Annotated in this window: 24 protein-coding genes; 4 read left to right on the forward strand and 20 right to left on the reverse strand. The window is 46.5% G+C overall.

The window, feature by feature from the left end; genetic code table 11:
* Positions 1-34 precede the first annotated feature (34 nt).
* Entirely contained in the window at positions 35-880 is an 846-nt protein-coding gene (locus EI981_RS18315) for an AraC family transcriptional regulator (protein ID WP_127000582.1), read from the reverse strand.
* A gap of 123 nt (positions 881-1,003) precedes the next feature.
* Here EI981_RS18315 and EI981_RS18320 point away from each other — a divergent pair, with 123 nt between their 5' ends.
* The 4 genes from EI981_RS18320 to EI981_RS18335 all read left to right on the forward strand — a co-directional run bounded on the left by EI981_RS18320 (position 1,004) and on the right by EI981_RS18335 (position 4,896).
* Positions 1,004-1,861: a sugar phosphate isomerase/epimerase family protein gene (locus tag EI981_RS18320; protein WP_127000584.1), complete on the forward strand. Its 858-nt coding sequence runs from the start codon at positions 1,004-1,006 to the stop codon at positions 1,859-1,861.
* A gap of 64 nt (positions 1,862-1,925) precedes the next feature.
* On the forward strand, positions 1,926-3,089 hold the full coding sequence (locus tag EI981_RS18325) for a Gfo/Idh/MocA family protein (protein ID WP_127000586.1): 1,164 nt from the start codon (positions 1,926-1,928) through the stop codon (positions 3,087-3,089).
* 15 nt (positions 3,090-3,104) lie between these two features.
* Entirely contained in the window at positions 3,105-3,866 is a 762-nt protein-coding gene (locus EI981_RS18330; RefSeq protein WP_127000588.1) for a sugar phosphate isomerase/epimerase family protein, read from the forward strand.
* A gap of 1 nt (position 3,867) precedes the next feature.
* Positions 3,868-4,896: a Gfo/Idh/MocA family protein gene (locus EI981_RS18335; protein ID WP_127000590.1), complete on the forward strand. Its 1,029-nt coding sequence runs from the start codon at positions 3,868-3,870 to the stop codon at positions 4,894-4,896.
* 622 nt (positions 4,897-5,518) lie between these two features.
* On the opposite strand, the gene EI981_RS18345 is transcribed toward EI981_RS18335, so the two are convergent.
* The 19 genes from EI981_RS18345 to EI981_RS18435 all read right to left on the reverse strand — a co-directional run bounded on the left by EI981_RS18345 (position 5,519) and on the right by EI981_RS18435 (position 25,843).
* Complete coding sequence (locus EI981_RS18345; RefSeq protein WP_127000594.1) at positions 5,519-6,223, reverse strand: ABC transporter ATP-binding protein; 705 nt, start codon at positions 6,221-6,223, stop codon at positions 5,519-5,521.
* A complete protein-coding gene (locus EI981_RS18350) occupies positions 6,220-6,399 on the reverse strand; it encodes a hypothetical protein (protein WP_127000596.1) in 180 nt (59 codons plus the stop codon). Before EI981_RS18350 ends, EI981_RS18345 begins: the two co-directional genes overlap by 4 nt.
* Positions 6,400-6,416: 17 nt before the next feature.
* Complete coding sequence (locus EI981_RS18355; RefSeq protein ID WP_162616208.1) at positions 6,417-8,825, reverse strand: ABC transporter permease; 2,409 nt, start codon at positions 8,823-8,825, stop codon at positions 6,417-6,419.
* A 1,003-nt stretch (positions 8,826-9,828) separates the two neighbouring features.
* Positions 9,829-10,587 (reverse strand): ABC transporter ATP-binding protein, encoded by a 759-nt coding sequence (locus EI981_RS18360; RefSeq protein ID WP_127000600.1) that lies wholly within the window; start codon positions 10,585-10,587, stop codon positions 9,829-9,831.
* A gap of 4 nt (positions 10,588-10,591) precedes the next feature.
* Positions 10,592-12,910, reverse strand: coding sequence for an ABC transporter permease (locus EI981_RS18365; protein ID WP_127000602.1), 2,319 nt, complete (start codon positions 12,908-12,910; stop codon positions 10,592-10,594).
* The gene (locus EI981_RS18370; RefSeq protein ID WP_127000604.1) at positions 12,901-14,193 is read right to left on the reverse strand and encodes an MFS transporter; all 1,293 of its coding nucleotides are present in this window, start codon (positions 14,191-14,193) and stop codon (positions 12,901-12,903) included. Before EI981_RS18370 ends, EI981_RS18365 begins: the two co-directional genes overlap by 10 nt.
* Before the next feature lie 13 nt (positions 14,194-14,206).
* Positions 14,207-14,833 carry a TetR/AcrR family transcriptional regulator gene (locus EI981_RS18375; protein ID WP_127000606.1) on the reverse strand — a complete coding sequence of 209 codons (627 nt, stop codon included), beginning with the start codon at positions 14,831-14,833 and terminating at the stop codon, positions 14,207-14,209.
* 237 nt (positions 14,834-15,070) lie between these two features.
* Positions 15,071-15,769 (reverse strand): YjjG family noncanonical pyrimidine nucleotidase, encoded by a 699-nt coding sequence (locus EI981_RS18380; RefSeq protein ID WP_127000608.1) that lies wholly within the window; start codon positions 15,767-15,769, stop codon positions 15,071-15,073.
* Positions 15,770-15,818: 49 nt separating this feature from the next.
* The gene (locus EI981_RS18385) at positions 15,819-16,298 is read right to left on the reverse strand and encodes a DMT family transporter (protein WP_127000610.1); all 480 of its coding nucleotides are present in this window, start codon (positions 16,296-16,298) and stop codon (positions 15,819-15,821) included.
* Positions 16,299-16,310: 12 nt separating this feature from the next.
* A complete protein-coding gene (locus EI981_RS18390; RefSeq protein ID WP_127000612.1) occupies positions 16,311-17,012 on the reverse strand; it encodes a Crp/Fnr family transcriptional regulator in 702 nt (233 codons plus the stop codon).
* Between the two features lie 26 nt (positions 17,013-17,038).
* A complete protein-coding gene (locus EI981_RS18395) occupies positions 17,039-17,464 on the reverse strand; it encodes a DMT family transporter (RefSeq protein ID WP_127000614.1) in 426 nt (141 codons plus the stop codon).
* Between the two features lie 242 nt (positions 17,465-17,706).
* Positions 17,707-18,540 carry a carbohydrate ABC transporter permease gene (locus EI981_RS18400; protein ID WP_068780593.1) on the reverse strand — a complete coding sequence of 278 codons (834 nt, stop codon included), beginning with the start codon at positions 18,538-18,540 and terminating at the stop codon, positions 17,707-17,709.
* Positions 18,541-18,552: 12 nt separating this feature from the next.
* Entirely contained in the window at positions 18,553-19,443 is an 891-nt protein-coding gene (locus EI981_RS18405) for a carbohydrate ABC transporter permease (RefSeq protein ID WP_127000616.1), read from the reverse strand.
* Positions 19,444-19,527: 84 nt separating this feature from the next.
* A complete protein-coding gene (locus EI981_RS18410; RefSeq protein ID WP_127000618.1) occupies positions 19,528-20,967 on the reverse strand; it encodes an ABC transporter substrate-binding protein in 1,440 nt (479 codons plus the stop codon).
* Between the two features lie 251 nt (positions 20,968-21,218).
* A complete protein-coding gene (locus tag EI981_RS18415; RefSeq protein ID WP_127000620.1) occupies positions 21,219-21,422 on the reverse strand; it encodes a zinc ribbon domain-containing protein in 204 nt (67 codons plus the stop codon).
* 161 nt (positions 21,423-21,583) lie between these two features.
* Entirely contained in the window at positions 21,584-22,897 is a 1,314-nt protein-coding gene (locus tag EI981_RS18420) for an ABC transporter substrate-binding protein (protein WP_162616209.1), read from the reverse strand.
* Between the two features lie 14 nt (positions 22,898-22,911).
* Entirely contained in the window at positions 22,912-24,075 is a 1,164-nt protein-coding gene (locus tag EI981_RS18425; RefSeq protein ID WP_127000624.1) for an efflux RND transporter periplasmic adaptor subunit, read from the reverse strand.
* A gap of 11 nt (positions 24,076-24,086) precedes the next feature.
* A complete protein-coding gene (locus tag EI981_RS18430; RefSeq protein ID WP_418789021.1) occupies positions 24,087-24,938 on the reverse strand; it encodes a carbohydrate ABC transporter permease in 852 nt (283 codons plus the stop codon).
* Positions 24,939-24,967: 29 nt separating this feature from the next.
* Complete coding sequence (locus EI981_RS18435; RefSeq protein ID WP_127000628.1) at positions 24,968-25,843, reverse strand: carbohydrate ABC transporter permease; 876 nt, start codon at positions 25,841-25,843, stop codon at positions 24,968-24,970.
* Positions 25,844-25,982 lie beyond the last annotated feature (139 nt).

The raw sequence follows: 25,982 nt of genomic DNA on the forward strand, positions 1-25,982 counted from the left end.
CCCAGAACAATATAATTATGAATTATTTCTCCCTTTATCTCCCGCTCCTCGGCGTTCTGCCCGTTAGCTTGCGGTACGATTTGTAGAAGCTGGAATAGCCGGTGAAGCCGGCTGCGAAGCAGGCCTGGGTAGCGGTGAAGCCCTGCCTCATCAGTTCGTCTGCCTTCAGAATTCTTTTGTAAGTAATATATTGATTAATGGTATAACCCGTTGTTTCTTTGAAAATATGGCATAAATAATATTTAGTAATATAAAATTGTTCGGCAAGATGGTCCAACGTAAGCGATTCTTCGAGGTGTTTGTTGATATATTCGAGCACCGCCGCGACCTTGGGCTCCCCCCGCTTGTTGCTGCTTGGTGAATAATACCGGGCCAAATCATTAATCATCGAGGCGATTTGTACAATGATGCATTTAGCGACAATCTCATGTTCGGCACTCCTCTGCTCTAATGCCTGTTGTAGCTTATTGAACAGTTCAAGCAACCCACTCTCCTTCACTGTCTTGGCGCTGAGTTGGTTGTCTTGACCTAGCCTGCGGTATTTAATCGTCCGGAACAGGTCGACCCCGCTGGACATGAACGGAGCCATAAAGTTTCCGTCAAGCGTGAGCACTGCCCGTTCATAGGGCTGATCCCCTGAAATATTAACGACATGAAGCTCGTTGGAATTCATCATTAAAATCGAATAAGGCTCCAGCTCATATTTACTACCTTCGATGGTGAAGCTGCCTGAACCGCTGATGAACATGAAAATCTCATAGCCCTTCTCATAATGCGGCTTATAATGCAGCGGATTCGGATGCTTATCCCGGACATGATGATACCAAAAAGACTCATCCTCCGCACTGTAATGAAAATTTACCATCCTATGTTCAACCATAGCATTCACCTCCATTTCAACATACAGCAAGATTGGCATAGTTTCAAACAATTTTAGCGAAGAACTATGACAATATTAATGCTACATTCAAGTGGATAACAATTTAAAAGAGGTGATCTGCCCATGCCAGCATCAGAATTTACTCTTACAGGTTTTGCAGATGAGATCGACGAGGATTTTGTGACACAGTTGCAAGGACTTAGCAGTCTTAATATTCGATTTATAGAGATCCGGGGCGTGAATGGCAAGAACATTTCCACACTGTCCCCACCCGAGATCCGAGAGGTTCAGAACAGACTAGAGGATTATGGGATCAGAGTATCTTCTATCGGCTCTCCTATTGGCAAAATAACGCTTCAGGACGACTTTGGCGTCCATTTGGATATGGCCAAGCGCATTTTTGAAACCGCTCATACCTTGAATAGTCCGTTCGTACGCATATTCAGCTTCTACATCCCACAAGGCAGCGATGCAGCCCTATACCGGAACGAAGTTATGGAGTGCATGGGCGCAATTATGGAGGCCGCTAAGGGTAGCAGATTAACGATCTTGCATGAGAACGAAAAAGAAATCTACGGTGATATCCCGGAACGCTGTCTCGATCTACTGGAGACAATTGGTTCCCCTCATTTTGCCTGTGCCTTCGACCCGGCCAACTTCGTGCAATGCGGCAGTGAAGCATATCCGGCAGCCTATGAGATGCTGAAGCCCTATATCAAATATGTGCATATCAAGGACGCTTTGGCCGAAGATGGACGAAATGTTCCCGCCGGCATGGGAGCTGGACGGATTGAAGAAGCGCTGCAGGATCTGAAGGCGAGCGGGTATAACGGTTTCCTGTCTTTGGAGCCTCATCTGGGCAGCTTCACTGGACTGCATGAACTGGAGAATTTATCATTGCCGGATGCGCTTGAGGCCAGCGGATTGCATAGCTTCAAGCTGGCGCATTCATCTCTACTGCAAATATTAAATCGCATCTAGAGATACTGAAAAATCGATCTTTGTGAACATCTATTTATGTATCTGATAAGGAGGTTATAACAGAATGGAAAGCGTTCGCTTAGGTATTATCGGGATCGGCAATATGGGCACAGCCCATAGCCTGCATATCCATGCAGATCGTAAAGTACCAGGGATGGTGCTGAGTGCGGTCTGCGACATAAGCGAGGAACGGCTGGCTTGGGCCAATGAGCATTTGCCGGGCGTAGCGGTATTCGATCAGGCTTCAGATATGTACCAAAGCGGTCTGATCGATGCGGTGCTGATCGCTGTCCCTCACTACGATCATCCTGCCCTCGCTACCCTCGCGTTTGCTAACGGGCTGCACGTGCTCGTAGAGAAGCCAGCTGGCGTGTATACCAAGCAGGTGTTGGAGATGAACGCCGCTGCGGAAGAAGCGGGTAAAGTATTCGGCATTATGTACAATCAGCGCACGAATCCTGTCTATCAGAAAGTCAGAGAGCTGATCCAAAGCGGTGAGCTCGGATCGCTCAAGCGCGTCGTCTGGATCATTACCAACTGGTATCGGCCGCAGGCTTATCACGACTCTGGCTCCTGGCGTTCAACCTGGAAGGGGGAAGGCGGCGGCACACTTATTAACCAGAACCCGCACAATCTCGATCTGCTACAATGGATGCTAGGTATGCCGAGCCGCATTCGCTCCTTCTGCAGCTTCGGCAAATATTACGATATCGAGGTTGAGGATGATGTAACCGCCTATCTGGAATACCCGAACGGAGCAAGCGGAGTATATATCACCTCTACCGGCGAAGCCCCAGGAACGAACAGGCTGGAGATATCAGGCGATATGGGCCGGATTGTCGTGGAGAATAACCGGATCAGCTTCGACCGCAACCGAATCTCGGAGCGGAAGCATAACCACATCAACACGGAGCCGTTCAAAGCTCCCGAGAGCTGGTATGTGGAAATTCCGGTTTCCGGAGACGGAGGAGAGCAGCATATCGGAATTCTAAAGAACTTTACGAACGCTATTTTACATGGAGAGAAGCTGCTTGCTCCCGGTGAGGAGGGCGTTTACGGCCTGTTGATCTCGAATGCGATTCATTACTCCACTTGGACAGATAGCTGGGCCGTACTGGACAGCTTCGATCACGATCATTTCCATGAATTGCTGCAAGAGAGGATTAATAACTCTACCGTGCAGAAGAATGTCAGTCAGAAGGTTAGCGATGTTAGAGGTTCACATTAAGAGGAGGCCAGATCCATGTCCAAAATATTAGGCGCACAGCTGTATACAATCCGGAATTTCGCCGCTACTCCGGAAGAGCTCGACCAGTCCTTGAGCAGGATCAAAGCGATGGGTTACCGGACGGTTCAAGTATCGGCCATGTGGCATCTGTCTGTCGATGAGATTGCAGCGATTGTGGCCAGCCATGGGCTGCAGACTGTCATCACCCATACTCCATATGAACGCTTCATCGATGATCTTGACGGTGTGATCCGCGATCACCACAAGCTCGGCTGTAGCTTGGCCGGATTAGGTGGACTGCCGAAGAAATACCAGAGTAAGGATGGATATTATGCCTTCGCCAAGAAATTCTCGACCATCGCCGATGAATTGGCGCAGAACGGATTGAAATTCAGCTACCACAACCATCATTTTGAATTCCAGAAGTATGGCGGGCAGCTCGGCTTGGATATTCTGATAGAACAGACAAATCCTGATAGCTTCCTGTTCACGCTCGATACGTACTGGGTACAAGTTGGCGGCGGTAATCCGAGCAACTGGATCCGCAAGCTGAAGAATCGAATCGAGGCGATCCACCTGAAGGATCTGGCGATTATCGACTCTCAGCAGATTATGGCGGAAGTCATGGAAGGCAATCTGGACTGGCCGGAGATCCTGCAGGCTTGTGAGGAAGCGGGAGTAAAATGGTATCTGATCGAGCGTGATGACGGTCCAACCGATGCCTTTGACAGCTTGAAGATCAGTTATGATCATCTAAGAAAGCTGGGGTACGAATAATATGAGCCAAATGAATGCTGTAATTATCGGCTGCGGTTCCATCGTCCCGGTCCATGCCGAAGCGGTGAAGAATTCAGACGCAGCTCATCTGTATGGCGTATGCGATATCCTTCCTGAGCGCGCTGAAGCGCTGGCTCAGCGTTATGGCTGTCGGGCTTTCACCAGCTACGCACAGGTACTGGCCGATGAGGCCGTGCATAGTGTACACATATGCACTCCACATCACTTGCACGCCGAAATGGCCGTGCAAGCTGCCGCGGCAGGCAAGCAGATCGTGCTGGAGAAGCCGGTCGCGATGAATGTTCCGGAAGCCCGTGCCGTAAAAGATGCGGTCCACACCGCTGGAGTGAGCTGTTGTGCAATTTTGCAGAATCGCTTGAATCCTAGTATCGAAGCGGCTAAGAGCCTGATTGATGAAGGATCATATGGCAAGCTGTTAGGAATTAAGGGCTTTCTGACCTGGAAGCGTACAGCGGAGTATTATGGATCCGCCGACTGGCGCGGCAAATGGCCCACTGAAGGCGGCGGTCTGTTGATTAATCAGGCCGTGCATATGCTCGACTTGCTGTATTATCTCGGCGGTGATGTCGTGGCCGTAAAAGGCCATATCGATACCAGAGCGCTGCAGGAAGTTATTGAAGTGGAAGATACGGCAGAAGCAACCTTCTATTATAAGGACGGCAAGCGCGGATGGTTCTACGCCACGAACGGCTATTCCGAGGACAGTCCCTTCTTATTAGAGATGCACCTTGAACACGGTGTGCTGCGCTATATCGATAATAAACTCATCCTTAAGTGTAACGGAGAGGAACAGATCCTAGCGGATGACATGCATAGCAGCAAGTCTTCTATCGGCAAAGCTTATTGGGGCAACGGCCACGCTCGGCTGATCGACCAATTCTATCAGAGTCTGGCCGGCCATCCCGCAAGCTACTCCACTTTGCAGGATGCAGCCTATTCCATGGGCATTCTCGACGCCATCTACGCCTCATCCAGTCAGGATCGTAGAGAAACAATCGAGTTGTTCTAGGGCGTGTATGTAAACTATGAACTCAGGCAAAAATTTGGTAGACTTAACCTATAAGAAGACGATTCGAGTTACGAGCTGCCACAGGAGCGAAAACCGCAAGGCGGACGCCCTGCTATCGATAACCGAAAAATGTTCAACGCCATGCTTTGAGAGCTTCGCTCAGGTGCGCCGTTGCCAGACTTGCCTGAATACAACGGGTCATGGAGCATGATCTACAGTCTTTTCCGTCGTTGGGGGAAATCCGGCATTTTCGATCGTATGCTCACCGTGTTGGCGGCTGATCCCGATGACGAAAGTGTCATGCTTGATGCCTAGGCGTATTCCGTCATTCCAAGTTCGAACCACTCCACGGACAACGGACTGGTGGTTAATAAAGAGCTCTGGTGGAATGCCTCTTTAGCAAGCTCAAACATAATCACCGACTCGCCACTCGCTACGACAAATTGCAATTGGCCTGTACTTTCGTAGCCTTTTTAAAGCTAGCTTCTTCCATCATTTGGTTAGCATGAGGTATACATACAGGCCCTAGGCATATATCTTTCGGTAGTTCCGATTAATTCTCATGGTCTGGACATCTATAGTGCGGACTGCATTTGGTCTTTTTCTGACTGAGCATGGCTTATCACCCGCCTGTTCCTTCTACCCTGTCGCGCTCAACAGAATCAGTTAGTCTTCCGTCTTTCATACGGATTACACGATCTGTTGCTGATGCAACTAACGGGTCATGCGTGACGATAACCATGGTCACTTGCTTGTCTGTATTTATCTTGCGTAGCAAAGTCACTATCGCCTCCGATGTCACGGTATCTAAAGCTCCAGTAGGCTCATCAGCCCAGATGACGCAAGGATTATGGACAATAGCGCGGGCAATTGCAACCCGCTGGGCTTGTCCTCCGGACAGTTCATGCGGCATGGCCTTCAACTTATCCGATAGCATGACATCTTTAAGTGCCGCCTTTGCGGCTTTGTGGGCAACTGACATCTGAGCGCCCTGACTGATAAGCGGCAATGCAACGTTATCAATGACATTCAATACAGGAATCAGATTGTATTGCTGATAGACAAAACCCATCGACGTCAACCTGAGCGCGGAGACATCTTTTTCGCTCATTTGGTGTATGGCTTGCTTGTCGAACCAAATCTCGCCACTGTCAGCTGACTCAATACCTGACAGCGTATAAAGCAACGTGGACTTGCCACAACCAGATGGCCCCATAATGCTCACCATCTCGCCCCTATGGATGTGTAAATCCACCCCTGATAATGCGACTGTTTGTGGAGTCGCTACCATGCCGTAGTTCTTACGAACAGCTTTGGCTACAATCATGTTCTAGAAACCTCCTCTACCACGGGCATAAGACCTAATTTGGCAATCGTTCCCTTTGTCGTAGTTACCTCTCCCGCATGCCCCATGTAGGCAATCGTACGGTCAGCGTTAAGCACATTTTTTTCCAATTCTCCGTTCCGTATGAAACACTTCCTCATGCGCAGCAAATGCTTCAAGTCATCTTCCTCCCATGTTACTCTGTCCGACTGATCTGTATACGTCTTAATCCGGCTGTGCTGAATCGGTTGAACAACCAGATGAAGATCAGCAATCCGATGACGAGACCGGCCACGTTCAGATAAGGGAATGAAAACCTAACACCCATCCACGCCAAACGCATCAGCATCTCCGAACCGAGCCATCCGACCACAATACCGCTAATCAACCCAACGATTCCAATCAGACAACCCTCTACGATAAAAATCTGTTTCAACGACTTGTGACTGACCCCCATCTGCCATAACATAACCATATGGGGAACCCGCTCCTGTACCGAGCGAATCTGAATCACGTACATGCCGAGCAAGGCCATAAGCATCATGAATGACATTATGTAAGAGAACAGAGTGAATTCCGCTTTCACAATCGTCGTAATGATTGCCTGATCCTCACCTGGTGTACTCACCGTAACACCAGCTATTTTTGTAAAATGGTATTTCAGTGTCTTTATGGGATCTACCGCCGTCCCATCTGTATCATTCAACTGCAACAACGCATAGCCTTTGGGATCCCCAGGCCATTTATAAGCGCCGTTCTTGCTATATTTATTGTAGAGTTCGTCAGCCACTATAAATACCCTGCCCATCAAGCGGTTATCATCACCAGTGGCGAACGTTCCCGCTACCGTGACCACTTCCTTTCCAATCAGGTTCTCCTCTTTGGCACCACCTTTCAACAAGCGAAGCGGAATCTGATCGCCTACTCGGTACGTGCCTTCCAATTTATCATCCACGAGAACGACAGACGCTTGATCGCTCATGGCCTGAAAAACTTCCGCATCGCTCCGAAATTGCGGTGCACGGGAGGTGAGCGGTAATTGGTAACCTTCCCCTAGCCACTTTCCCCACACAACTTGCGAATATGCCCATTTGTAACCATTCGTAGGAGGTGTTACTTCGGTAAGATCTACTGCATTGTCGGGAGATGAAACCAGGATTCTGTACGCATCCATGTAGGCAGCACCTTGCACGATTTCTTGCACTTCATTCATATTGGCTTTCAGCTTATCTTTTTCCCGCTCATCGGCATAAGACATATAGGCGTCGGTAGCCATAAAAGAATCTCTCTTGTTCTGAGCGGCATAATCTTCAACATTGGAAGCGAAACTTATCATCACAATCAAACAGCAGGTTAATACCGTAAACAACAAAACGATGCCAAATGAACGACTAAACCGCATATGCGGATACTGTGTGCCTAACGTAACAGCCAAACGATCCAACCATCGATGCGGCAAAACAGAGGATGCCCGTTTCATCCAAGGTACAATAAGAAACATCAGATAAGCAGTTGTTATAATTCCAACAAGCCAACTTATAATCGAACCGAATACTTTTGCACTAAGCCTATCGTCATCTGATAGCCCCTCTGTGGCGAAATAATTGAAAAAAATGAATGCCACTGTGACAAGGAGACAACCTAAGATTTTGAGCAGACGCTTCTGTGCTGGATTCACACGATTATCCTCCTTGCCCATTAGGTGCAGAATGGATGTGCGCTTAATGAAACGCCCGACAAAACAAGCGAGGAGTAAGAAAACAATATACATGGTCAATGCGATCCAGCATGTTGCCGTCACATCAACGTGGGGTTGGATTGGATAGGCGTACGCAGAATACCGTTCCAGTAATTGTTCGATATAAGATACATTAACAGACAGCAATCCGAAACCGAGTACATTACCGAGCACAACTCCCGAGATGGTAATGACCGCACACAGCAACGTACACTCACTCAAATAGATGACAAAGCAGTTGCGGTTACTGAGTCCAAGCGATCGGAGCACGCCAAGATAATATTTGCGCCTTTCTTTCAGAATATTAAACAACTGCGCCAACAGCAGAATCCCAGCGAACAAAGAAACAGCGACAAAAAACAAAAATGGAGGCGTGAAAATACTCTGCACCATCGACATATGAGACAGCACTTCTTTTTTGATTGCTCGCTCCGTGAGATCCGTAAAGAAGGAACTGCCTGGTAATGATGAATACATCTTGTCCGTCGCCAGTAAGATACTGTGTGCGCTTGCTTCTGGAACGCCGAATATCTGATGCGCAAGCTTATCCGAGAGAATAACTGTCCCTTGTGCCCGCACTGCTCCGCGAAAACCTGTTAATCCGCTTTCCTCTGCTACATCACGAATCGTTACAGGCACTTCTTGCCCAGTAAACGAGATGACCATGGTTTCACCGACACTAAGCCCCAACCGCTGTGCTAGCGGAACCGATACAATCGCTTCCTCTGTTGTCAGGGGATCCGTAGACCACAGCGGTTGCTTCGGTTCTAATTCCCGAGCATGTTGAAAATCAAATCCTAATGCAACGATGCTATCTTCCCTAACCTCATCATTATTCCTGCTGTGCACCGAAACGACTTGAGACACGTAGGGAAGACTGGCAATATTTCTGGTTTGAAGCTTCGTTTGAACATTTTTAATCTGAGCCTCGGTTAACTCAAGGCCGCTACGCGGATAAATCTCAGTACCAATTACGCCAAAGTGTTTTTCTTCCCATTGTAATTTGCTATGTGTAATAGAAGAAATGACAAAATAACAAGAAAAAATCAGAACGACACCGATAGACCCTATGCATACGGTGAGTAGCGTTTGCCGTATCTGGGCTATGAAATTTCCGGCTCCCATTTTCCAAAATATGCCCATTGTAGCACCAACTTTCTATTACACCCGCTTATAACCTTTGCCCCCTTAATACAGACACAAATAGTAAATCTAAAGATGCTCTTATGTATTCCGTAGGACTACTTTATCTCCAGCTAGCACTTCTCTAATGATTTGTTCATCTTGAATGAATCCCTCCCCTTTCCCTAAATAAATAGACGCTCGAATTAGCCCAAACCCTTCACTTTTTTAAATTATTTATTTTTTTCGCGTAATTGCCTAAAAAACTGAGTTAACAATTGACTGCATTCTATTTGGAGTACGCCTGTATGGAGTTCAACTTGATGGTTAGACCGAGGCTCATCTAACAAGCCCATTAATGTTCCAGCACATCCTGCTTCCGGGTCGGTTGCACCATAGACAACTCTTGGTATTCCAGCGCCAATACATCGGGAAAGGAAAGAGAGTCTCTGGAATGTCGGATGTACCGGTTTGCAAACACGCTATAGTAAAATAAAAGGTGCCTCGAAGTCAACAGACTTAGGGGCAGCCTTTTACCACTGTACTCTACTACTATATTAGTTGAACTAGATGAAGATCGAGGCAAGAGGGAGAAATGATTCTGGAGAAGCGGAGCGCTCGCCTTTGTGAGAGGATTTCAACCATTCTTGAATTTGGTTAATCAGAGAAATCCACGAGCAACAGCGATCGGAAGAACATTTCACCCGGCTGCCTACATCCTCATAATCATTAGTTCAACTAATATAGGTCATATCCCGATCTCCCGCATTTTCGCGCTAACCATCTCTACTCTATCATCCATATCAGTCGCGTCAAACTTGGGGAGCCTCAGTTCACTGACGATTTTGCCATCGCGCATAAACATAATACGTTCGGTACGCGCGGCGACCATAACATCATGGGTGACCAGCATCACTGCAGTGCCGTCCGCGTTGATCTCAGCCAGGAGATCCATAATCTCCTGCGCGGATTTTGAGTTAAGCGCACCCGTTGGTTCGTCACCAAAGATGATCCTCGGACTGTTCATCAGGGCGCGGCATATACCCGCACGCTGGAGCTGACCACCCGAGACCTGTGTAATGTCGCGCTTTTCCAGCTCGCTGATACCTACCCTTTTCATAAGTGCTCGCGCCTTCTCCGTAATTTCTACCGGGCTTTTTCGATTACCACGCATCGATGGGAGAATGATGTTATCGAGAATATTCAGATTTTTCAGCATGGTCGGCTGCTGGAAGACAAAGCCCATCGTTGTCCTGCGCAGATCCGAGAGTTCATTCTCTGAGGCAGCTGATAAATCCTTACTATCGAAAATAACCTTTCCGCTATCAATCCCGTCTGTTCCGCTCAGTGCGAACATTAACGTTGATTTTCCCGAACCCGAGGGGCCCATCACCGAAGCGAACTCGCCCTCTGTAATTTCTACGGACACACCATCAAGAACATTACGCTTCTCCTCGCCCTCACCGAAGGATTTTACGATATGTTCGCCGATTATGATCTTCTTCATCTGCCTACTCCTTTATATTATCGGAAATTTGTATTCGTCTCGCGCCCGCTGTACCGATCATCGTGGCGATGAGTACCGAAGCGATCAACAGCAGCGGGCTAAATAGATACGCAGACAGCGGATTAATCGTAAAATGGAACGTCGCCGCTCCAAAGGAAGAGATCGCCGCACCCGCAAGCATCCCTCCAAGTGTATTGGCCAGTAACGTACCAAGAACAATCCCAACGAACAGAACGAACCCGGATCGCGCGAGATACTGTGTCCTGATATCTGAGGTTGTAAATCCGAACACTTTCATTACAGCTATTGAGTATCTATCTTTTGCTACAAGCATTTTCATGAATAACAAGGCAACCAATACCACAATAATCAGAGCAACGAGAATTGAAGCATGGGAAGCCTTCTTGACGGAGCTAATCGTCGATCCGAAGGTCTGAGCTACAAAGCCATCAATATCTGAAACCTTGGCGTAACTAAACCTGTCTGCATATTGTGACGTTGTCTCGCCGATCAGCGATGGGTTGGATAGCTCCGCGCAGATCACGTACCACATGACCTCAGCTGAGTGATCCGTAAATCCAGCCTTGGCGGTTTTGCCGCCGTTAGTGATATCAGAATAAATTCCACTGATGGTAAAGTTCCTCTCTCGTCCCTCTATCATCAGCGTCATCGGATCGCCAATCTTCTTGCCCAATTCATCCGCGTTCAAAACGGATAGTGCAATTTCATCCTCAGCCGCAGGCGCTCTGCCCTGAGAATATTGAATTGGGAAGATCGTATGGTCGCCGAGCTCGACTTTTATGTTTTCCTCCGATCCGCCTTCCATCTTTACTTTGAAGGTCTTTGTTGCTAGCACAGCATACTTTGAGATGGTGCTGTCATTCCGAAGCGTGTCTATCATTTCAGCAGCTCTCTCAGACATATGATCCGTCTGTTGAATGTCGATGCGCATATCGTAGTTTCCAATTCCCATATACTGAATGAAGCTCTTGGAGGAAATCGTGTTGTACAAGTTCTGCGGAACTACCATAATGAACACTGAAATGATCAACACGACAAGCATCGTCGTGTACAGTTTTTTTCGGGCGAGAACATCCTTGATCCCGAGAAAAACATTCGTATTCAGCAGCCTGTTCCCACTTAGGCGAAAATGCTTGGAGCCAGGCGCTTTGTCCTGGGAAGTCCCCTGGCGGATAGCTTCTGCTGCAGAGATCTTCCGGAAGCGTCTTAGTACAGTATTTACATAACCGATAATTGCAAGGAACACGAGTAATACACCAAAAATTCCTAAGGCGGCAGCAACAGAAGAACTTTCGCTTTCTCCCATATATAGTCGGATGTTCTCAAGCAGCATGCCTTTGAAGACCAAGGACAGAGCATAGCCGATCATGCAGCCTACTGCCGCTAGGACCGCATATTTCGCAAGATAGATTTTCTTGATGTCCGAGATGCGTAGTCCTATAGCCTTCATCACGCCGATTTCACGGTAGTCATCTTCCATCTTTGCAAGCAATGTAAATCGGATGCACATCAACGCTATTGCTACAACAAGTATGCTCACCAGAAGAATGACCCCAATCATTATCCCGTCGGAGAGGGCATTGAGCATTTTCATAAGTGAGTATGTAATCGCCGGCCCGTTCGCTTCCAACCCTGCGGAAGCATAAGCCGTCTCAAATTCACCGAGCTTCGCCAAATTCTTCAATCTGAACTCAATCAAATACTCTATACTGCCCAGATCTTTTAACTGTTCGAAATCATGCTTGCTAATTAGAAATCTTTTGGAAGAGGCTAGCATGGAATTCATCTGGGAATCTCGAAGAAAACCCGCAACCTTAAATTCCTTACCGCCAATAACGGCCTTGTCGCCAACCTTAATTGTCTCGTCCTTCATATAGTTGACCGGAACATACATCTCTCCGTCCGATACGTTAATGATTTTGCCATTAAGATCGAGTAGATAATCAAACTTCTCGCTCTGTACGCTGAAGCCATTATCCTGAACACTGTCCATTAGCGAGTAATCGCCGAACCGAAATTGCGAACCATCCATATTCAGAAATTTCAGCACTTGAAATTCATCAACATTGCTATTCTGATTCGCAAATGATTCCAATCGTGCAGTATCGATCTCCCCGGAGTGCATCTGCATAAAGTGCGGAGTTCTGGCTTGGGTCATCATTGAATCCAGCGCCCCTGACAGATTGACGATGAGGATCGCCGCCAGTGAGACGAGCATCGCCGCCGCGGCAATAAATATTGTGGTCGTCAGTGTAACCAGCTTGCTCTTCGACATGTCATTGCGGATTATTCTTAAATACATAAGTCCCCCTTATGTTCTAGCTTTCTTACTGATTTCAAATTATATAGAACAATCGAAACTACACTTAACACGATCCCGGCCACAATAATGAGGAAGCCTGTTCCCCTGCCGCTTCCCGTGCCTATGATCCTCCCAACACTGCCAGCAAGCGCTCCCCCTTCCACTAATAAAGGAGTGAATAGGTAATCCGCCATCAGACCAGCAAGTGCATAAGCGGCCACATAACCGAACTGAGTAATAACACCGATCAGCGCCCATGCCCTTCCTTGCGCGGAATTATCAATATTCGTACGGATAAGATAATCCATACTTACATTAGCAAAAGGAATCATGGCAAAAAAGAGAAACCCCGCAACACATATCAACACAATATTTTCGCGTAATCCGAACATGGCCATAAATATGCCTACCAGGAACATGGAGAACGATAATATTTTCACATAATCCCTCTTGATCGGAAGGAATCCGATGACCACACTGGTTACAAGCATGCCTGAAGCTACAATGGTCTCGACCGTTCCGATTACGGAGCTGTTCGAAAATGCCAGCAGCATCGGAATTGAAAGGGTCTCAATGATTCCAAGCAGAAAGGTAAGCAATGAGGTCATGAAGATAAGGACAAGTACCCCTCTATTCCCGGATATGGCGCTCCAGCCGTCCTTGAAGTCCCGAATGAACGAATTTGCCCGCTCATAGGTCTTGGAAGCAAGACCGCTGCGAACTACAAGTGTTGTCGTGACTGTAACAAAAAAAGTGCAAATATCGATGATCAGCAGCAGTTTGATATCCGAGATCACGAGCAAATATCCAGCAATGATCGGTGAGATCAAAAATTTGGACGTGCTCGCTATCTGGACAAGACCGCTTGCCTTCGTGTACTGCTCCTTCGTTAGCAAATCTGTAACTGTAGCCTTATACGCCGGATCAAGCAGCGACGAGAATACCGAGCTTATCGTCACCCCCACGCAAATCTGCCATAGCTGCGCTTCTCCGCGAAGCATGCATATCAAGATGAACACAAGGCCGATGGCAGAGAGACTGTCGCCCAACACCATAAGCAGTCTGCGGTCATAACGATCTGCGAGCACACCGGCAAAGGCGCTTAGAAGAAGCGAGGGCATGAAGGCTAGCAAGGTGACCAGGCCCATGGCTGATGCCTTTCCGGTCATCTGAAACACATAAATCCCCAGCCCGAACGAAGTAAGCCCGTTGCCGATTGAAGAAATAAATTGCCCTGACCATAAAATAAGAAATTTTCCAAAAAGCTTGTTTGAATGATCCATCACTGCCTCCATATTAGCTGCCAAACATCTGCATGACCTGCATCAGACTTCCGCTCTCAGCGCCCAGCAGCCTCTCTATGTTGTATACGAGCGCCTGTGCCCGCTGAGCGAGCTCCTCGTTCGTCATCGGAACCATATCATCATCAAAAATCGTATTGGCATAAATCATGACCATCTCCATGCACTCATACGGAAACGGCGTGTTGAACAGTCCCTGCGTGATGCCTTCACGGATAATATCCGCCAGGATCGGTGTAACACCGTTAATCAGCACCTTCTGTATTTTCTGATGCATCAGCGCGTTCTGCGGCTTATGAATATGCTCCATAATCTCCTGACTGCTCCCATCGCTGATATTCAATGCCATGATCACACGGATAATACGCTCGACAACGGGAATACTCTTGTCCGCGGCAATTTCTTGCGCCGCCCCGATTAGACGTACGCTATATCGCTCAATTAGCGCGTCCATAATATCTTCCTTCGACTTGAAATGATAATATAGCGTTCCCCGCGCGATCCCAACCTTCTCGAGAATATCGTTCGTACTTGTGCCGTCAAAGCCCTTCTGCGCAAACAGTTCATTCGCCGCATCAAGAATTTCATTCCTGCGCTCCTCGGCATCTTTGACAACTCTCATTGCTGCACCTCCCTGATTGGATACCTTTATAGACCGACTGTCTGTCGGTAATATAGTAACATAGATTGTTAGTGAAGGAAAGAGGTAGACTTCTCTATGAATCACAAAAGCCCTGACGCGATCTGCCTGTACGACTGATCAGCAACAAGAGCGCGATCTGGAATCACTCCTTTTCGCGCTCTCTCTTTTTTCATTCTTATCTTCAAGAACTGTAGCAGCTATCAGCAATGATCTCTGTCAACCTCTTTGTATCCCTAATATCTGATATAACTCCTGAAGCGTACGAATTTCATAGGTTGGAACGATATCCGTATCATTCTCTTTCCCTATGGGATTGAACCAGCATGTATCCATACCAGCCAATTGCCCGCCCTTGATATCCGAGCTTAACGAATCCCCGATAATTAATGCCTGCTGAGGGTCAAAATTAGAAATACGGGCGAACACATAATCAAAGAACTCTTTCATGGGTTTCTGATAGCCCGTATCCTCCGATACGAAAATATTCGTAAACATCGGATGTAGACCTGAATCACGGAGCCGGTGATCCTGTGTCTTAGACACACCATTCGTCACGATGTGCAGGTCATATCCGCCCTGCAGTGCCGTAATTACTTCCAGAGCTCCGTCGATAAGCTGGTGCCCCTGTTCTAGATAGCTGCGATATTGCTGCTCTAGCAGAACTCCATCTACTTCATGCCCATATTCCTTAAATAAAAGAGAAAATCGAGTGTTTACGACTTCATCGCGATCGATACCCCCCTCCTCAAATGCCCTCCATAGTCCCTGATTCATGTGTTTATAATGCGCTTCGATTTCTTCCGTAAGCTCCATCTGCTGTTCTTCGAATAATAAGCGCAATGCCAGCCTTTCCGCTGCCTTAAAGTCCAACAATGTATCATCTACGTCAAATAATAATGTCCGATAAGTCTTCATCGTTATCCTCTCCAATCCCAAACTCTTTACATATGTTCTTATATACTTCCTAAGCAGTTCGCTGGCTCTGAACCGACTTGCGGGTATCTCTACGCCTACCACCTGTCTTAAATACGATAATGCCGCCAACTATGACCAATACCCCGATAGCTTGCTTCCCCGTAAAAGGAACCTTATCTAGGCCAAGCAGTCCTAGTGAGTCGAACAACAGAGCGAATCCGATCTGGGACGCCATCACGATGGAAATCGCATACGTTGGGCCAAGCTGCTTCACTCCCTGCACCACCGAAAGAACCACGCCTACCCCAATAATGCCGCTGAACCAATACCATGTCTTCATATTAGACAAATCAAACAACTGCTTGCCTTCCACAGCTAAGCCAATGGAGAATGAAGCGATGAATCCCATGGCAAGCACGATTGCCGTCGTCGTCCACGTTCCCACGCCCTCATTTACTTTGCTGTTGAATACATTTTGAATCCCCACAAGCGAGCCAGCAATGAGTGCCAATACCAAGCCTGTAATCATAAGCGTCCCCTCTCACATCTCATATATATTTTGACCTGCCAATGCACGCAATCGCTCTCGATCCTTCACGAAAATGAACCCTCGACTGCGTTCCACCAAGCCTTCTTCGCAAAATTTATGAATGACCCGGTTTAGGTGCCTGTAGCTAGTGCCGATAAGGTTCGCCACATCCCGTAAACTGACTGTACTGAGCTGGCCATTAAATCGTGGATCCGATTCATCATACGAAATGGATAAGAGATAACTCGCCAAGCGCGCCTCCACCGGATTCATCATATTAAAGCTTAATGAGTCGGATTTCATGCAGAACTTCGTCGTAATGATCCTGAGCAGAAAACGAAGCAATTCCGCGTCACTTGATCCATACTGATGCAGCCAGCGATTATGGACTCCAATCAAATGAACGGGTGATGCAGCCTCGACCGAATTCATAAAGTCGATCCCTTGCACATATTCAATGTCCCCGATCGCCTCTAGCGCCGTTTTGAATGATATGATCAGCGCCTTGCCTTCCGCAGAGGTGTTAGAAACCTTTACCTTCCCTTTCACAAGAACGTACAAGTACTCCGCAGGATCGCCCTGCGAACAGATGCGTTCACCCTGCTCATAGCTGTAAAGAGCCAAATGAGGCATTATGTTCGCATTGAATATCGATGCAATCTGATGTATCTCCAAATAGTGAGCCAGTTGTTCACGATCCTTAATCTCTTTCATAGCACGCCTCCACCTTTGCTGCGAAATTACATCTTCATTATGACCACTCCGGCGATCATCATCCCAATGCCGATGAACTGCGCCAGCTTCATCTTCTGCTTCGCTACACCAAACCATCCCCTGCTGTCGATCATAAAGGTAACACTTAACTGAGCAATCAACACCACAGCTATCGTAAAAGTAACACCGACATGGTGAATGGCCGTGATATTACTCGAAATGATGATCGCTGCCAGGGCGCCCCCAGCCAGATACAACAGCTTCACTTGCCCCACCTTCCTCCACCGCTCGTCACGGACGATGAGCAGAAGGAGGGAAGCCAGCACAAATCCGATGAACTGGGTAATCGTCGCCGCTTGCCAAGTGCCAATATCTTGACTGATTCGGGAATTCGCCACGCCCTGCAGCGTAATAAAAGCCCCGCCTAACAATGCAAATAAGATTCCGACCATCTTTCCGCTCCCCTAACACTGGATATTGATTCACTATGCTACTATTTAAAATCAGATCGAAGCATCCGGGGAAGGACATATGTCCCAAGACAACTATATTCATTTTTCAATTATGAACGACTACAAGCAAAACAAAAAGGCCTCAGTCCATGGAATTCAGGGCAAAGGCCGCCTAACTATTACTATTTTTGTACTGTCTACTTGACGGTGTGCAGTTCACTTTGAGACAGGCTTCCCACTTATTAACCCTTCGTTCCCCCTTGCATGCTGAACCCTTTAGACATAAATCGCTGAGAAAGAATATACAGCACAATCGACGGTATCGCGTAAAGCACAGAAAATGAAGCTAATCGTCCGTAATCTACCATGCCGTATTGACCAAAAAACTGATACAGTTTCAAGGATGCAGGGAAATTCTCTGGAGTTTGTAGCAAAATATATGGAACGAAGAAATTGCCCCAGCTACCTGAGAACGTAAAAATGGCTACTGTACAAATCCCGGGCACCATCAGGGGAGCGATGATTTTTCGTATGCTAGTGAACACGGATGCGCCGTCTACCCACGCCGCCTCCTCCAAATCTTCAGGAACGGAATCCATAAAATTTTTAGTCATCCAGATGCCATAAGGCATAGAAGAAGCTACATAAAAGAGCACAACCCCAAAAACATTGTCATATAGTTTGAGGCTTAGAAACAACTGATACACCGGTACCATCACAGCCGTAATAGGCAGCGAGGTCATAAAGAGAATCGTGAGCATAAACGGCTTCTTAAACTTCAGCTGATAACGAGACAACGGATAAGCCGCCAATAGCGCCAGCACAACCACGATAGCGGCTTGACCCAAAGACATCAACAGACCAATGACAAAAGAACGTTGATTCTCAGGGCTGGTGAGCACATCTACATAATTTATCATCGTTAACTGCTTGGGCATTTTTAGGGATTGCATCGCATTGAGGTCAACGGATGCCACCAGCACCCATAGAAGCGGCAGCAGAAAACAAATCCCTATCAACGATAAAATAGCATACGGAAGGATGCGATATATAAGCTTTCGCTGTATCGTATTCATGCGAAGTCCCCTTTACTCTTTTAACGAACGGATATAAAACAGACTGAGCACGATCCCCAGGAGCAGTAGAAGAAGTGAAATCGCCGTGCCATAACCAAGCTGATAATTCACAAAAGCCTGGTTGTACATGAAAATCGGCAATGTCGTCGTCTTGGTTCCCGGGCCGCCCCCTGTCATAGCATAAATGAGTCCAAACACGCCCAGCGTCTGCAGCGTAACGAGCATCATATTAGTGGTGATCGTCTGCTTGATATAAGGAATTGTAATCCGAAATAATATTTGCAGTTTCGATGCACCGTCCACGACCGCAGCCTCTTCAATCTCGCTTGGCACATTATCGAGCGCCGCCTGAAAGACAATCATAGAAAACGCAGTTCCATGCCAGATATTCCCTAGAATAATAGCTAACATCGGAACGGTAAAAAGCCAGGTGACCTGAGGAATAGCAAAAAAGGAGAGAATCATATTCAGTGTCCCTTCATCCCCAAAAAAACTATACAAACAAAGGGCGCACACAATTTCAGGCGTAACCCACCCGGCCAACACGATCGTACCCATGATACGCCGAAACGTCTTATTCTTGTGTTTCATGAGCAACGCGATTAGAAAACCAAGCACCTGCTGACCAATCACTGCAGAGCCGATCAAGAAAATCAACGTATTCCAAATACTAATCCTGACTGTCGGGTCATGAAACATTCGGGTGTAATTAGCAAGTCCAACAAATTTCAGCTCTTTGGCCGCCTCTCCAGTTAAGGCCAGGTTCGTAAAAGAATAAAAGAATGTCAGTAGGATCGGGTAGATAAAAAACAGTAGCATTATAGCAATGGATGGCAGTAGAAAATAAAGCCATGTCCAATTTTTTCTTCGTAACGTCCGGGATGAGATAGAGACTACGCTCATGAATGTTTCTCCTTTCTCGGATGAATAAGACGCCACATGCCCGCACTTCGCAGATCACGGTGAGGCGCAGGCATGCAGATCTATTTATTTTTCTATCGTATGATCCTGACCAACAATTCGGGTGACGTCTTGCGCATACTTTTGAGCGGCATCTGCTGCGGAAGTACCCGAAGCAACCGATTCTACCATCGATTGAATTTGCGTCGACACTTCCGGATATTTATCCTGAGCTGGTCTGAATTCTGCGTTTTTTAAATAATCCGTTGCAATTTCGTTAAATGGCATTTTCGTATATTCAGGATCTTTGCCAACGTCGGCCCGCACCGTTATATTACCGGACGCTATAACTAACTTTTGTGTGTTCTCCTTATTTAGTGCAAATTGTATAAAGTCCCAAGCTTCATCCTTGTGCTGTGCGTTGGCTGGAATGGACAGAGCCCAACCTCCTGCGAGGGTAATCGTACCTGGAGCCTGCCCATTGTTCGTAGGCATCGGCGCAAATCCGAGTACATCTTTGTATTCCGGCCACGGAGCAGCTCCACTATCCAGATAGTTGCCTGTGATCCAGGACCCATCCAGCAATATTCCAAGCTTGCCTTTTGGCAGGTATTCCCTGGTTGCTGTATTGCCGGCCTGCCCGTTCAATACTTTGGAGAGCGGCGGCCCCAGCTTTTCCTTTATAATCGTCTCAATAAAAGATAACGCCTCGGTGATTCCCGCACTTTTAACGATCCATTTACTGCTTGCTTCATCATATAGTCGTTCACCTGTTCCATACAGCAGCATTTCGTAAGTCTGCATCGAGGTTGCTTCCCCCGTTGCTTTACCCATGTTCATCCAGATAGGCACGACATCGCTGCCTGCTTTTTCTTTAATGACTCTGGCAGCCGACAGAACCTCATCCCAGGATTTTGGGTTCCAATCTTCAGGAAGTCCCACTGTCTTGAATATCTCCTTATTGTACCAAAGTCCCCTTGAATCCGTATTGTAGGGGACACCATATATTTTTCCATCGCTAGCGGTAACGCCCTTCTTCATAGCTTCGATAAACGAACCGTTGCTCCAATCCTCCCAGCCTTTCAATCGGTCATCGAGTGGTTCGAGGAAACCAGCGCTAGCATCCGAGTTCAGCATGAACGTATCTTCTGTGACGATATCCGGGGCAGTATCTTTCGATTTGAGGGCCAAGGCGATTTTGGCAAAATAGTCCCCTTCCGATGCCTGAATCGGTGTTGGTTTGATCTCTACCTCCTGATTCGGGTACCTTGAAGCCACATCTTTAATCCATTTGTACAAGACTCCTTTTTCGCCAATACCGTCGTCGCGATAAGTAATCGTAATCGTCTTCTTGGCTGTAGCCGTTGCCCCTTTGTCGCTACCTTCCTTGGCCGGAGCCTGTGCATTGCCCTTCTCATTTGACGTTGTACCTGAACCTGGACTCGAACCTGAACTAGAGCAGCCAACCGCCATGGCTAAAAGAAGCGCTAGTGATAGGAGTCCCCATTTACGATTTGCTTTCTTCATCTGTACCCCTCCTCCAATAGAAAGCGTTTCCATAAAATCATATTCGCTTCTTCTGCAAATATTCAGACAACTCTTAGTGATTCTTTTGGCTACGGTTCTGTACAAATGTATACATTTCCCATATTAACAAAAAGAAACCAGGCCTATTTTCTGGGCCTGGTTTTCTAATGCTCAACATTTTAACTATCGTTTCCCGTGTTGGGCAGAACTTCCGTTATTATCATGTAAATCGCTATTGTTGTCTTACCTTATTAACCGAAAAAGAAATCAAGAACATTCGAACCAGCCGAAGATTTTTTATTGTAAAATTCAGAATACCCGCAATTTGCGCAGTACACGACTACAAATTGATTGTGCTGAATATCGAACATTTTGGAAAGTCCTGTGCCGGTCATTGCTACTTCTTTTGTCCTTGCGTCTTGGCTTCCGCATTTGATGCATCCCTTTTCACTCATACATCGATCACTCCCTCATGTTATGTTTCTTTGTACGTTTCCGATGCTTATAAGGTTTCGCAAATTTGTCGACTTAATGTTAATTTAACCAAATTAGAAAGGCGCATTCCTAATGGAATTGCGCCTTATTGTGTTGCGTCATAATATTTTTGTTATTATGACTATTCATTCAAATACGTCATTACCCTGTTCTGGAGCAAATTGCTTACTTCCTCCGCCGACTTCTGTCCGCTCATGTAGGTTCGTAATTCTTCCAAGGCAAACGATTTAATCTTCATATCTCCTTCTATATTTACCCCCGTCTCCTCCAAGAACGTTTTCAGTAGATCGATACGCTCATCCAACAATTTCTCGTCTGATCCATCGGGGAGCTCGATTTGACCATCCTGGATTTGTTGTTTCACTGAATTGAGCTCCTTTTCAGTCACTGCTTTATTAAGAGGGAGTCCACTCATTTCAGGGGATGACTGCATATCCTCCGACAATAAAAATTTAATGAACTCCCAAGCTTCTTGCTGAACCTTCGACTTGCTGTTAATCCCGAATGTGGAATATGAATTGAACGAACCTCCTCGAAATGTGCCGCTTTCGGTCGGTTTCCGCAACAGCAGCGTATTAGGATTAAGAAGTTGGGTTAAAGATTCTTTCGGACTAGAAAGATTAAGGTCGGTGAATAGCCCTTTATCAAGATCTGTAAGCTCTCCGTTACTAAGAATTCCCTCATCGTACATGGATTTGACTTGTTTCATTTTATCTATGAACATCTTAGAATCGAACTTCGCCTTGTGCTCTTCCGGTTGAACCAGCTCTGAGTAGTTTTCTTCAATAAAATCGTACAACATTTGCTCCGGAAATGCACTGATCATCCCGGAATAATCTGAATCGGCTTTCTCATTCACCTTCAATGTAATATTCTTGAAATCATCCCATGTCCAGGACGTATCATTAATGGATACGTTCGCTTTCTCTAGCAGATCGGATTTTCCTTGCATGGCGGAGGTTGAGAAAGAGACCGGCATCGCATAAAGTCCATCACCGGTTTGTGAAGCTTCCATTATTTTTTTATAGTACTGATTTTTATCGAACGCCGAATCTTTTGACATTAGCCCATATAAATCGACCAACATGTTTTTCTGAACGAACTTATCGACAGGTAGGTATCCCATCGCGATGATGTCTGAAGCATTCCCTGCAAGAGCCTCAGTGGTAACCGTTTGAACGTATTTGTTCAGATCAATGGCCCCATCCCCTGCACCTGACGGCAAGCTAAGGTTTTCTTTGAACTCAATGTTGATATTCGGATGTGTCTCCTCGAACTTAAGTGCAGCCGTTTCCAGGAATCGATCCTTCATCGTTACGGAAATCGTAACGGTTTTCTTCTCACCCGAGACATCCTTACTTGACTCAGAACTGCCGCTTGCGCATGCTGACAACAATAAACATGTACCTAACAAAATAATTACTAATCTCTTCATATCGATCATCCCTTTCAATTCAATCGTATTCGATTACCATCCTGTAATGGATCGCTCGATTCTACAATGATGTCTTCATTAGCTGATAGTCCGTCAAGAATAATTGTTTCATCCTCATTCTCCTCTCCTGTCTGCACATATACCTTTTGCGCCGTATACGTATTGCCGAGCGGACTTCGGTTTGCGTGAACGATAAAGAGATAGCTCCCCTGTCCGTCCTTTTTAAGCAAATCTTTGCGAATGACAAGTCCTTGCTCTTTCACTTGCTTCACAATTTTCACGCTTGCCTGCTCGCCTCCCTGCAGATTCCCTCCTGATACATCTACCTTGATGGACGCTTGCGTCAAGGTTCCGTTACCAACTGTTTCACCTCCCGGGCTACTTTCTTGATCACCACTGTTTCCCGGCGGACCTGATTGGATGTCGGCAATCGAGCCTTTCAAGCGCTGAGTTTTGTTTCCCTTAATTTCAATGTCAACTTTATCCCCTATTAGCAATAGAGCGGCTGCAGCTGCATTCGTCTCGAACGTGAATTGAAATCCTTCCTTACTATTGACAAGGCTCAGAAGCAGCTGTCCTGGTGAAGCGTTCTCGCCCTCCTCAATCTTAATATCTTCCACTTTTCCGTCAAATGGAGCAGTGATTGTCCGTTTGCGAGCGATATCCCTTTTCATGCTTTCATTTTTACGCTGTGCCATGTCCCGATCCACTTGATCGATTTCCAAGTCTCGTTTAGCTTTACGTATCTCCTCCTCGTCCCCACTCCGCTGTGCCAAAACAAATTGCTCTTTCAACAAATCACGGTTCAAGTTCTGTTTCTTCAATTGATCTTCCGCATCGAGCAGCAGTTGCTCTGCCTCCGTACTGTCGAATGTAATAAGCACCTGTCCTTTTTTTACGGTGTCATTGTCGTGGACATGCAGGGCGGCGACCCTCCCACCGCTGTCGCTGCTCAATTCCTTCATCCTCCGTGGAACAATTTCCCCATTGCCTTCAATGCTATTGGATAATGCTTTCATAACTGCTCTATCTGTCGTTACTTTCGGCAGTCCCATCGTTTGGAGCGTGTTGCTGAGCAGCGTCAGCAGCAACAGTACACTCATAAAAACCCCAAAAATGACTGCAATTACCCGATTTCGCTTGGCAGCTTTTTTTTCGTTATGAAACTGCATCTGCATCTCTTTCCCCCTTACCCTTTAATTCCCGACAACTGAATGCCTTCAATGAAATAACGCTCTGCGTATAAAAACAGCAGCAGCATCGGCATCATGTACACAACTGAAGCAGCGAAGGCTACACCACGTGCACCTGCACTAATCTTCGACAAGTATACCGATAACGGCTGCTTGAGCCCATCTTGCAAAAAAATTAGCGGTTGTTCGACCATATTCCAATGATCAACAAACAAAAGAATAACGAGTGCTGCAAACGCTGGCTTTACCATCGGCATGATAATAGACAAAAAAATCCGAGCCTGACTGGCTCCATCAATTTTAGCCGCTTCGATATACGAATAAGGAATATTGAGCATGAATTGGCGGAGCAAAAATACGCCAAACGCTGCAAAAATCCCCGGCAAAATGATAGCCGCATTGCTGTTCATGAGTCCGAGTTTATCAATCACGATATAGTTGGGTACCAATGTCACTTGGAACGGCATCAGCATCGTAAGCAAATAAACAAGAAACAGCTTGTCCCGACCTCTAAACTGCAGCTTGGCGAACGCATAAGCCGCTAATGAGGCAACAATCGCTTGACCTATTATTATCGGTACAACAAGAAGGACGGAATTCCAGAACATGCGTAGAAATGTAGGTGTTTGGATTAATACTTTTCCATATTGCTCTAGTGATACCCAATCTGGAATCAGCTTAACGTTGGCGAACTGATCGGCAGCATTGGCATTCTTTCCAAGCGCGTCATAGTTCAACCTGATTTCCTGTTCCGTCATTAATGAATTGGTTACAGTCAACACGATTGGTGTAAGCAGTATAAGCGCAAAGGTGACTAGAAAAAGCGTCTTCAGTTGCTTAATAAGCATTGGTGCAATTTTCATAAATTCCCCTTTCGCTACCCATCCATGAAATTCCGAAATCTGCGTTCCATGGCAAAAAGTACACTTACGAGCAACAATATACTGCCAGCCGTTACAACGGCAGCGGCGGTCAGCTTCTGTATGTCCAATGATAAGAACATATTGTTCATGTAGTGCTGCAGCATATAGAGACTGTCATGCGGATAATTCCCGGCAATCAGGTAAGTCTCCCGGAACACCTTAAAGGAATTCACAATGGACATCAGAAAAACAAAGATAGTCGTTGGTAGCAGGTAAACTAACGTAATATTCGTGAACTTGCGGATGGGCCCCGCGCCTTCTACGTCAGCCGTTTCGTAATAATCATTTGGTATATTTTGCAAACCGGCTAAAAATAAGATGATATTATACCCAATGTTCTTCCAAATATAGACTACAATGATCACACCACGGGCCCACTCCGACTTCATCCAGTCAATGCGATCAATCCCGAAGCTATTCAAGATGGCGTTGATAGTTCCATTCCAATCAAACAGCACTTGCCACACGAGAATAATGGAGGCTACTGGAACGACAAGAGGCATGACATATGCCGTACGCAGCCAATTGCGAATGTACACGTTATGATTCAACAGTATCGCGATAGCGAGAGAAATGATAAGGACTAGCGGTACGCTTATACCGGTGAACAAAAGCGTATTGTTGACCGCTTTGTTAAATGATGCACTAGCGAACAATTGTTGATAGTTCGCAAAACCAGCAAAGGAACCGTCTGTATTAGTGTCCTGGAACGAGTACATGACGCCCATTCCAAAAGGAATCAAGTAAAAGATCGAAAAACCAATCAAGCTCGGTGCCAAGAAATATAAGGCGGTCGCCGTATCCTTGCTAAGCCACTGTCGAAATCTCATGCGAACCCCCCCTTCTTTTTTTCACAGATGATGTTTCTTTCTCTGGGTAGTGTTATTAGCATAAGGGATCAACATGGAATTCATATGGAGTATATCTGGAGTTTATGTGGAGTCCATTTCAACATAAAAAAAGAGAAGC

This window comes from Paenibacillus lutimineralis, from assembly GCF_003991425.1.
Taxonomy (GTDB): domain Bacteria; phylum Bacillota; class Bacilli; order Paenibacillales; family Paenibacillaceae; genus Fontibacillus; species Fontibacillus lutimineralis.

Excerpts from the sequence above, each read along its gene's own strand:
- EI981_RS18315 (WP_127000582.1), bottom strand. The coding sequence starts at position 880 with ATGGTTGAACATAGGATGGTAAATTTTCATTACAGTGCGGAGGATGAG.
- EI981_RS18320 (WP_127000584.1), top strand. The coding sequence starts at position 1,004 with ATGCCAGCATCAGAATTTACTCTTACAGGTTTTGCAGATGAGATCGAC.
- EI981_RS18325 (WP_127000586.1), top strand. The coding sequence starts at position 1,926 with ATGGAAAGCGTTCGCTTAGGTATTATCGGGATCGGCAATATGGGCACA.
- EI981_RS18330 (WP_127000588.1), top strand. The coding sequence starts at position 3,105 with ATGTCCAAAATATTAGGCGCACAGCTGTATACAATCCGGAATTTCGCC.
- EI981_RS18335 (WP_127000590.1), top strand. The coding sequence starts at position 3,868 with ATGAGCCAAATGAATGCTGTAATTATCGGCTGCGGTTCCATCGTCCCG.
- EI981_RS18345 (WP_127000594.1), bottom strand. The coding sequence starts at position 6,223 with ATGATTGTAGCCAAAGCTGTTCGTAAGAACTACGGCATGGTAGCGACT.
- EI981_RS18360 (WP_127000600.1), bottom strand. The coding sequence starts at position 10,587 with ATGAAGAAGATCATAATCGGCGAACATATCGTAAAATCCTTCGGTGAG.
- EI981_RS18365 (WP_127000602.1), bottom strand. The coding sequence starts at position 12,910 with ATGTATTTAAGAATAATCCGCAATGACATGTCGAAGAGCAAGCTGGTT.
- EI981_RS18370 (WP_127000604.1), bottom strand. The coding sequence starts at position 14,193 with ATGGATCATTCAAACAAGCTTTTTGGAAAATTTCTTATTTTATGGTCA.
- EI981_RS18375 (WP_127000606.1), bottom strand. The coding sequence starts at position 14,833 with ATGAGAGTTGTCAAAGATGCCGAGGAGCGCAGGAATGAAATTCTTGAT.
- EI981_RS18380 (WP_127000608.1), bottom strand. The coding sequence starts at position 15,769 with ATGAAGACTTATCGGACATTATTATTTGACGTAGATGATACATTGTTG.
- EI981_RS18385 (WP_127000610.1), bottom strand. The coding sequence starts at position 16,298 with ATGATTACAGGCTTGGTATTGGCACTCATTGCTGGCTCGCTTGTGGGG.
- EI981_RS18390 (WP_127000612.1), bottom strand. The coding sequence starts at position 17,012 with ATGAAAGAGATTAAGGATCGTGAACAACTGGCTCACTATTTGGAGATA.
- EI981_RS18395 (WP_127000614.1), bottom strand. The coding sequence starts at position 17,464 with ATGGTCGGAATCTTATTTGCATTGTTAGGCGGGGCTTTTATTACGCTG.
- EI981_RS18400 (WP_068780593.1), bottom strand. The coding sequence starts at position 18,540 with ATGAATACGATACAGCGAAAGCTTATATATCGCATCCTTCCGTATGCT.
- EI981_RS18405 (WP_127000616.1), bottom strand. The coding sequence starts at position 19,443 with ATGAGCGTAGTCTCTATCTCATCCCGGACGTTACGAAGAAAAAATTGG.
- EI981_RS18410 (WP_127000618.1), bottom strand. The coding sequence starts at position 20,967 with ATGAAGAAAGCAAATCGTAAATGGGGACTCCTATCACTAGCGCTTCTT.
- EI981_RS18415 (WP_127000620.1), bottom strand. The coding sequence starts at position 21,422 with ATGAGTGAAAAGGGATGCATCAAATGCGGAAGCCAAGACGCAAGGACA.
- EI981_RS18420 (WP_162616209.1), bottom strand. The coding sequence starts at position 22,897 with ATGAAGAGATTAGTAATTATTTTGTTAGGTACATGTTTATTGTTGTCA.
- EI981_RS18425 (WP_127000624.1), bottom strand. The coding sequence starts at position 24,075 with ATGCAGATGCAGTTTCATAACGAAAAAAAAGCTGCCAAGCGAAATCGG.
- EI981_RS18430 (WP_418789021.1), bottom strand. The coding sequence starts at position 24,938 with ATGCTTATTAAGCAACTGAAGACGCTTTTTCTAGTCACCTTTGCGCTT.
- EI981_RS18435 (WP_127000628.1), bottom strand. The coding sequence starts at position 25,843 with ATGAGATTTCGACAGTGGCTTAGCAAGGATACGGCGACCGCCTTATAT.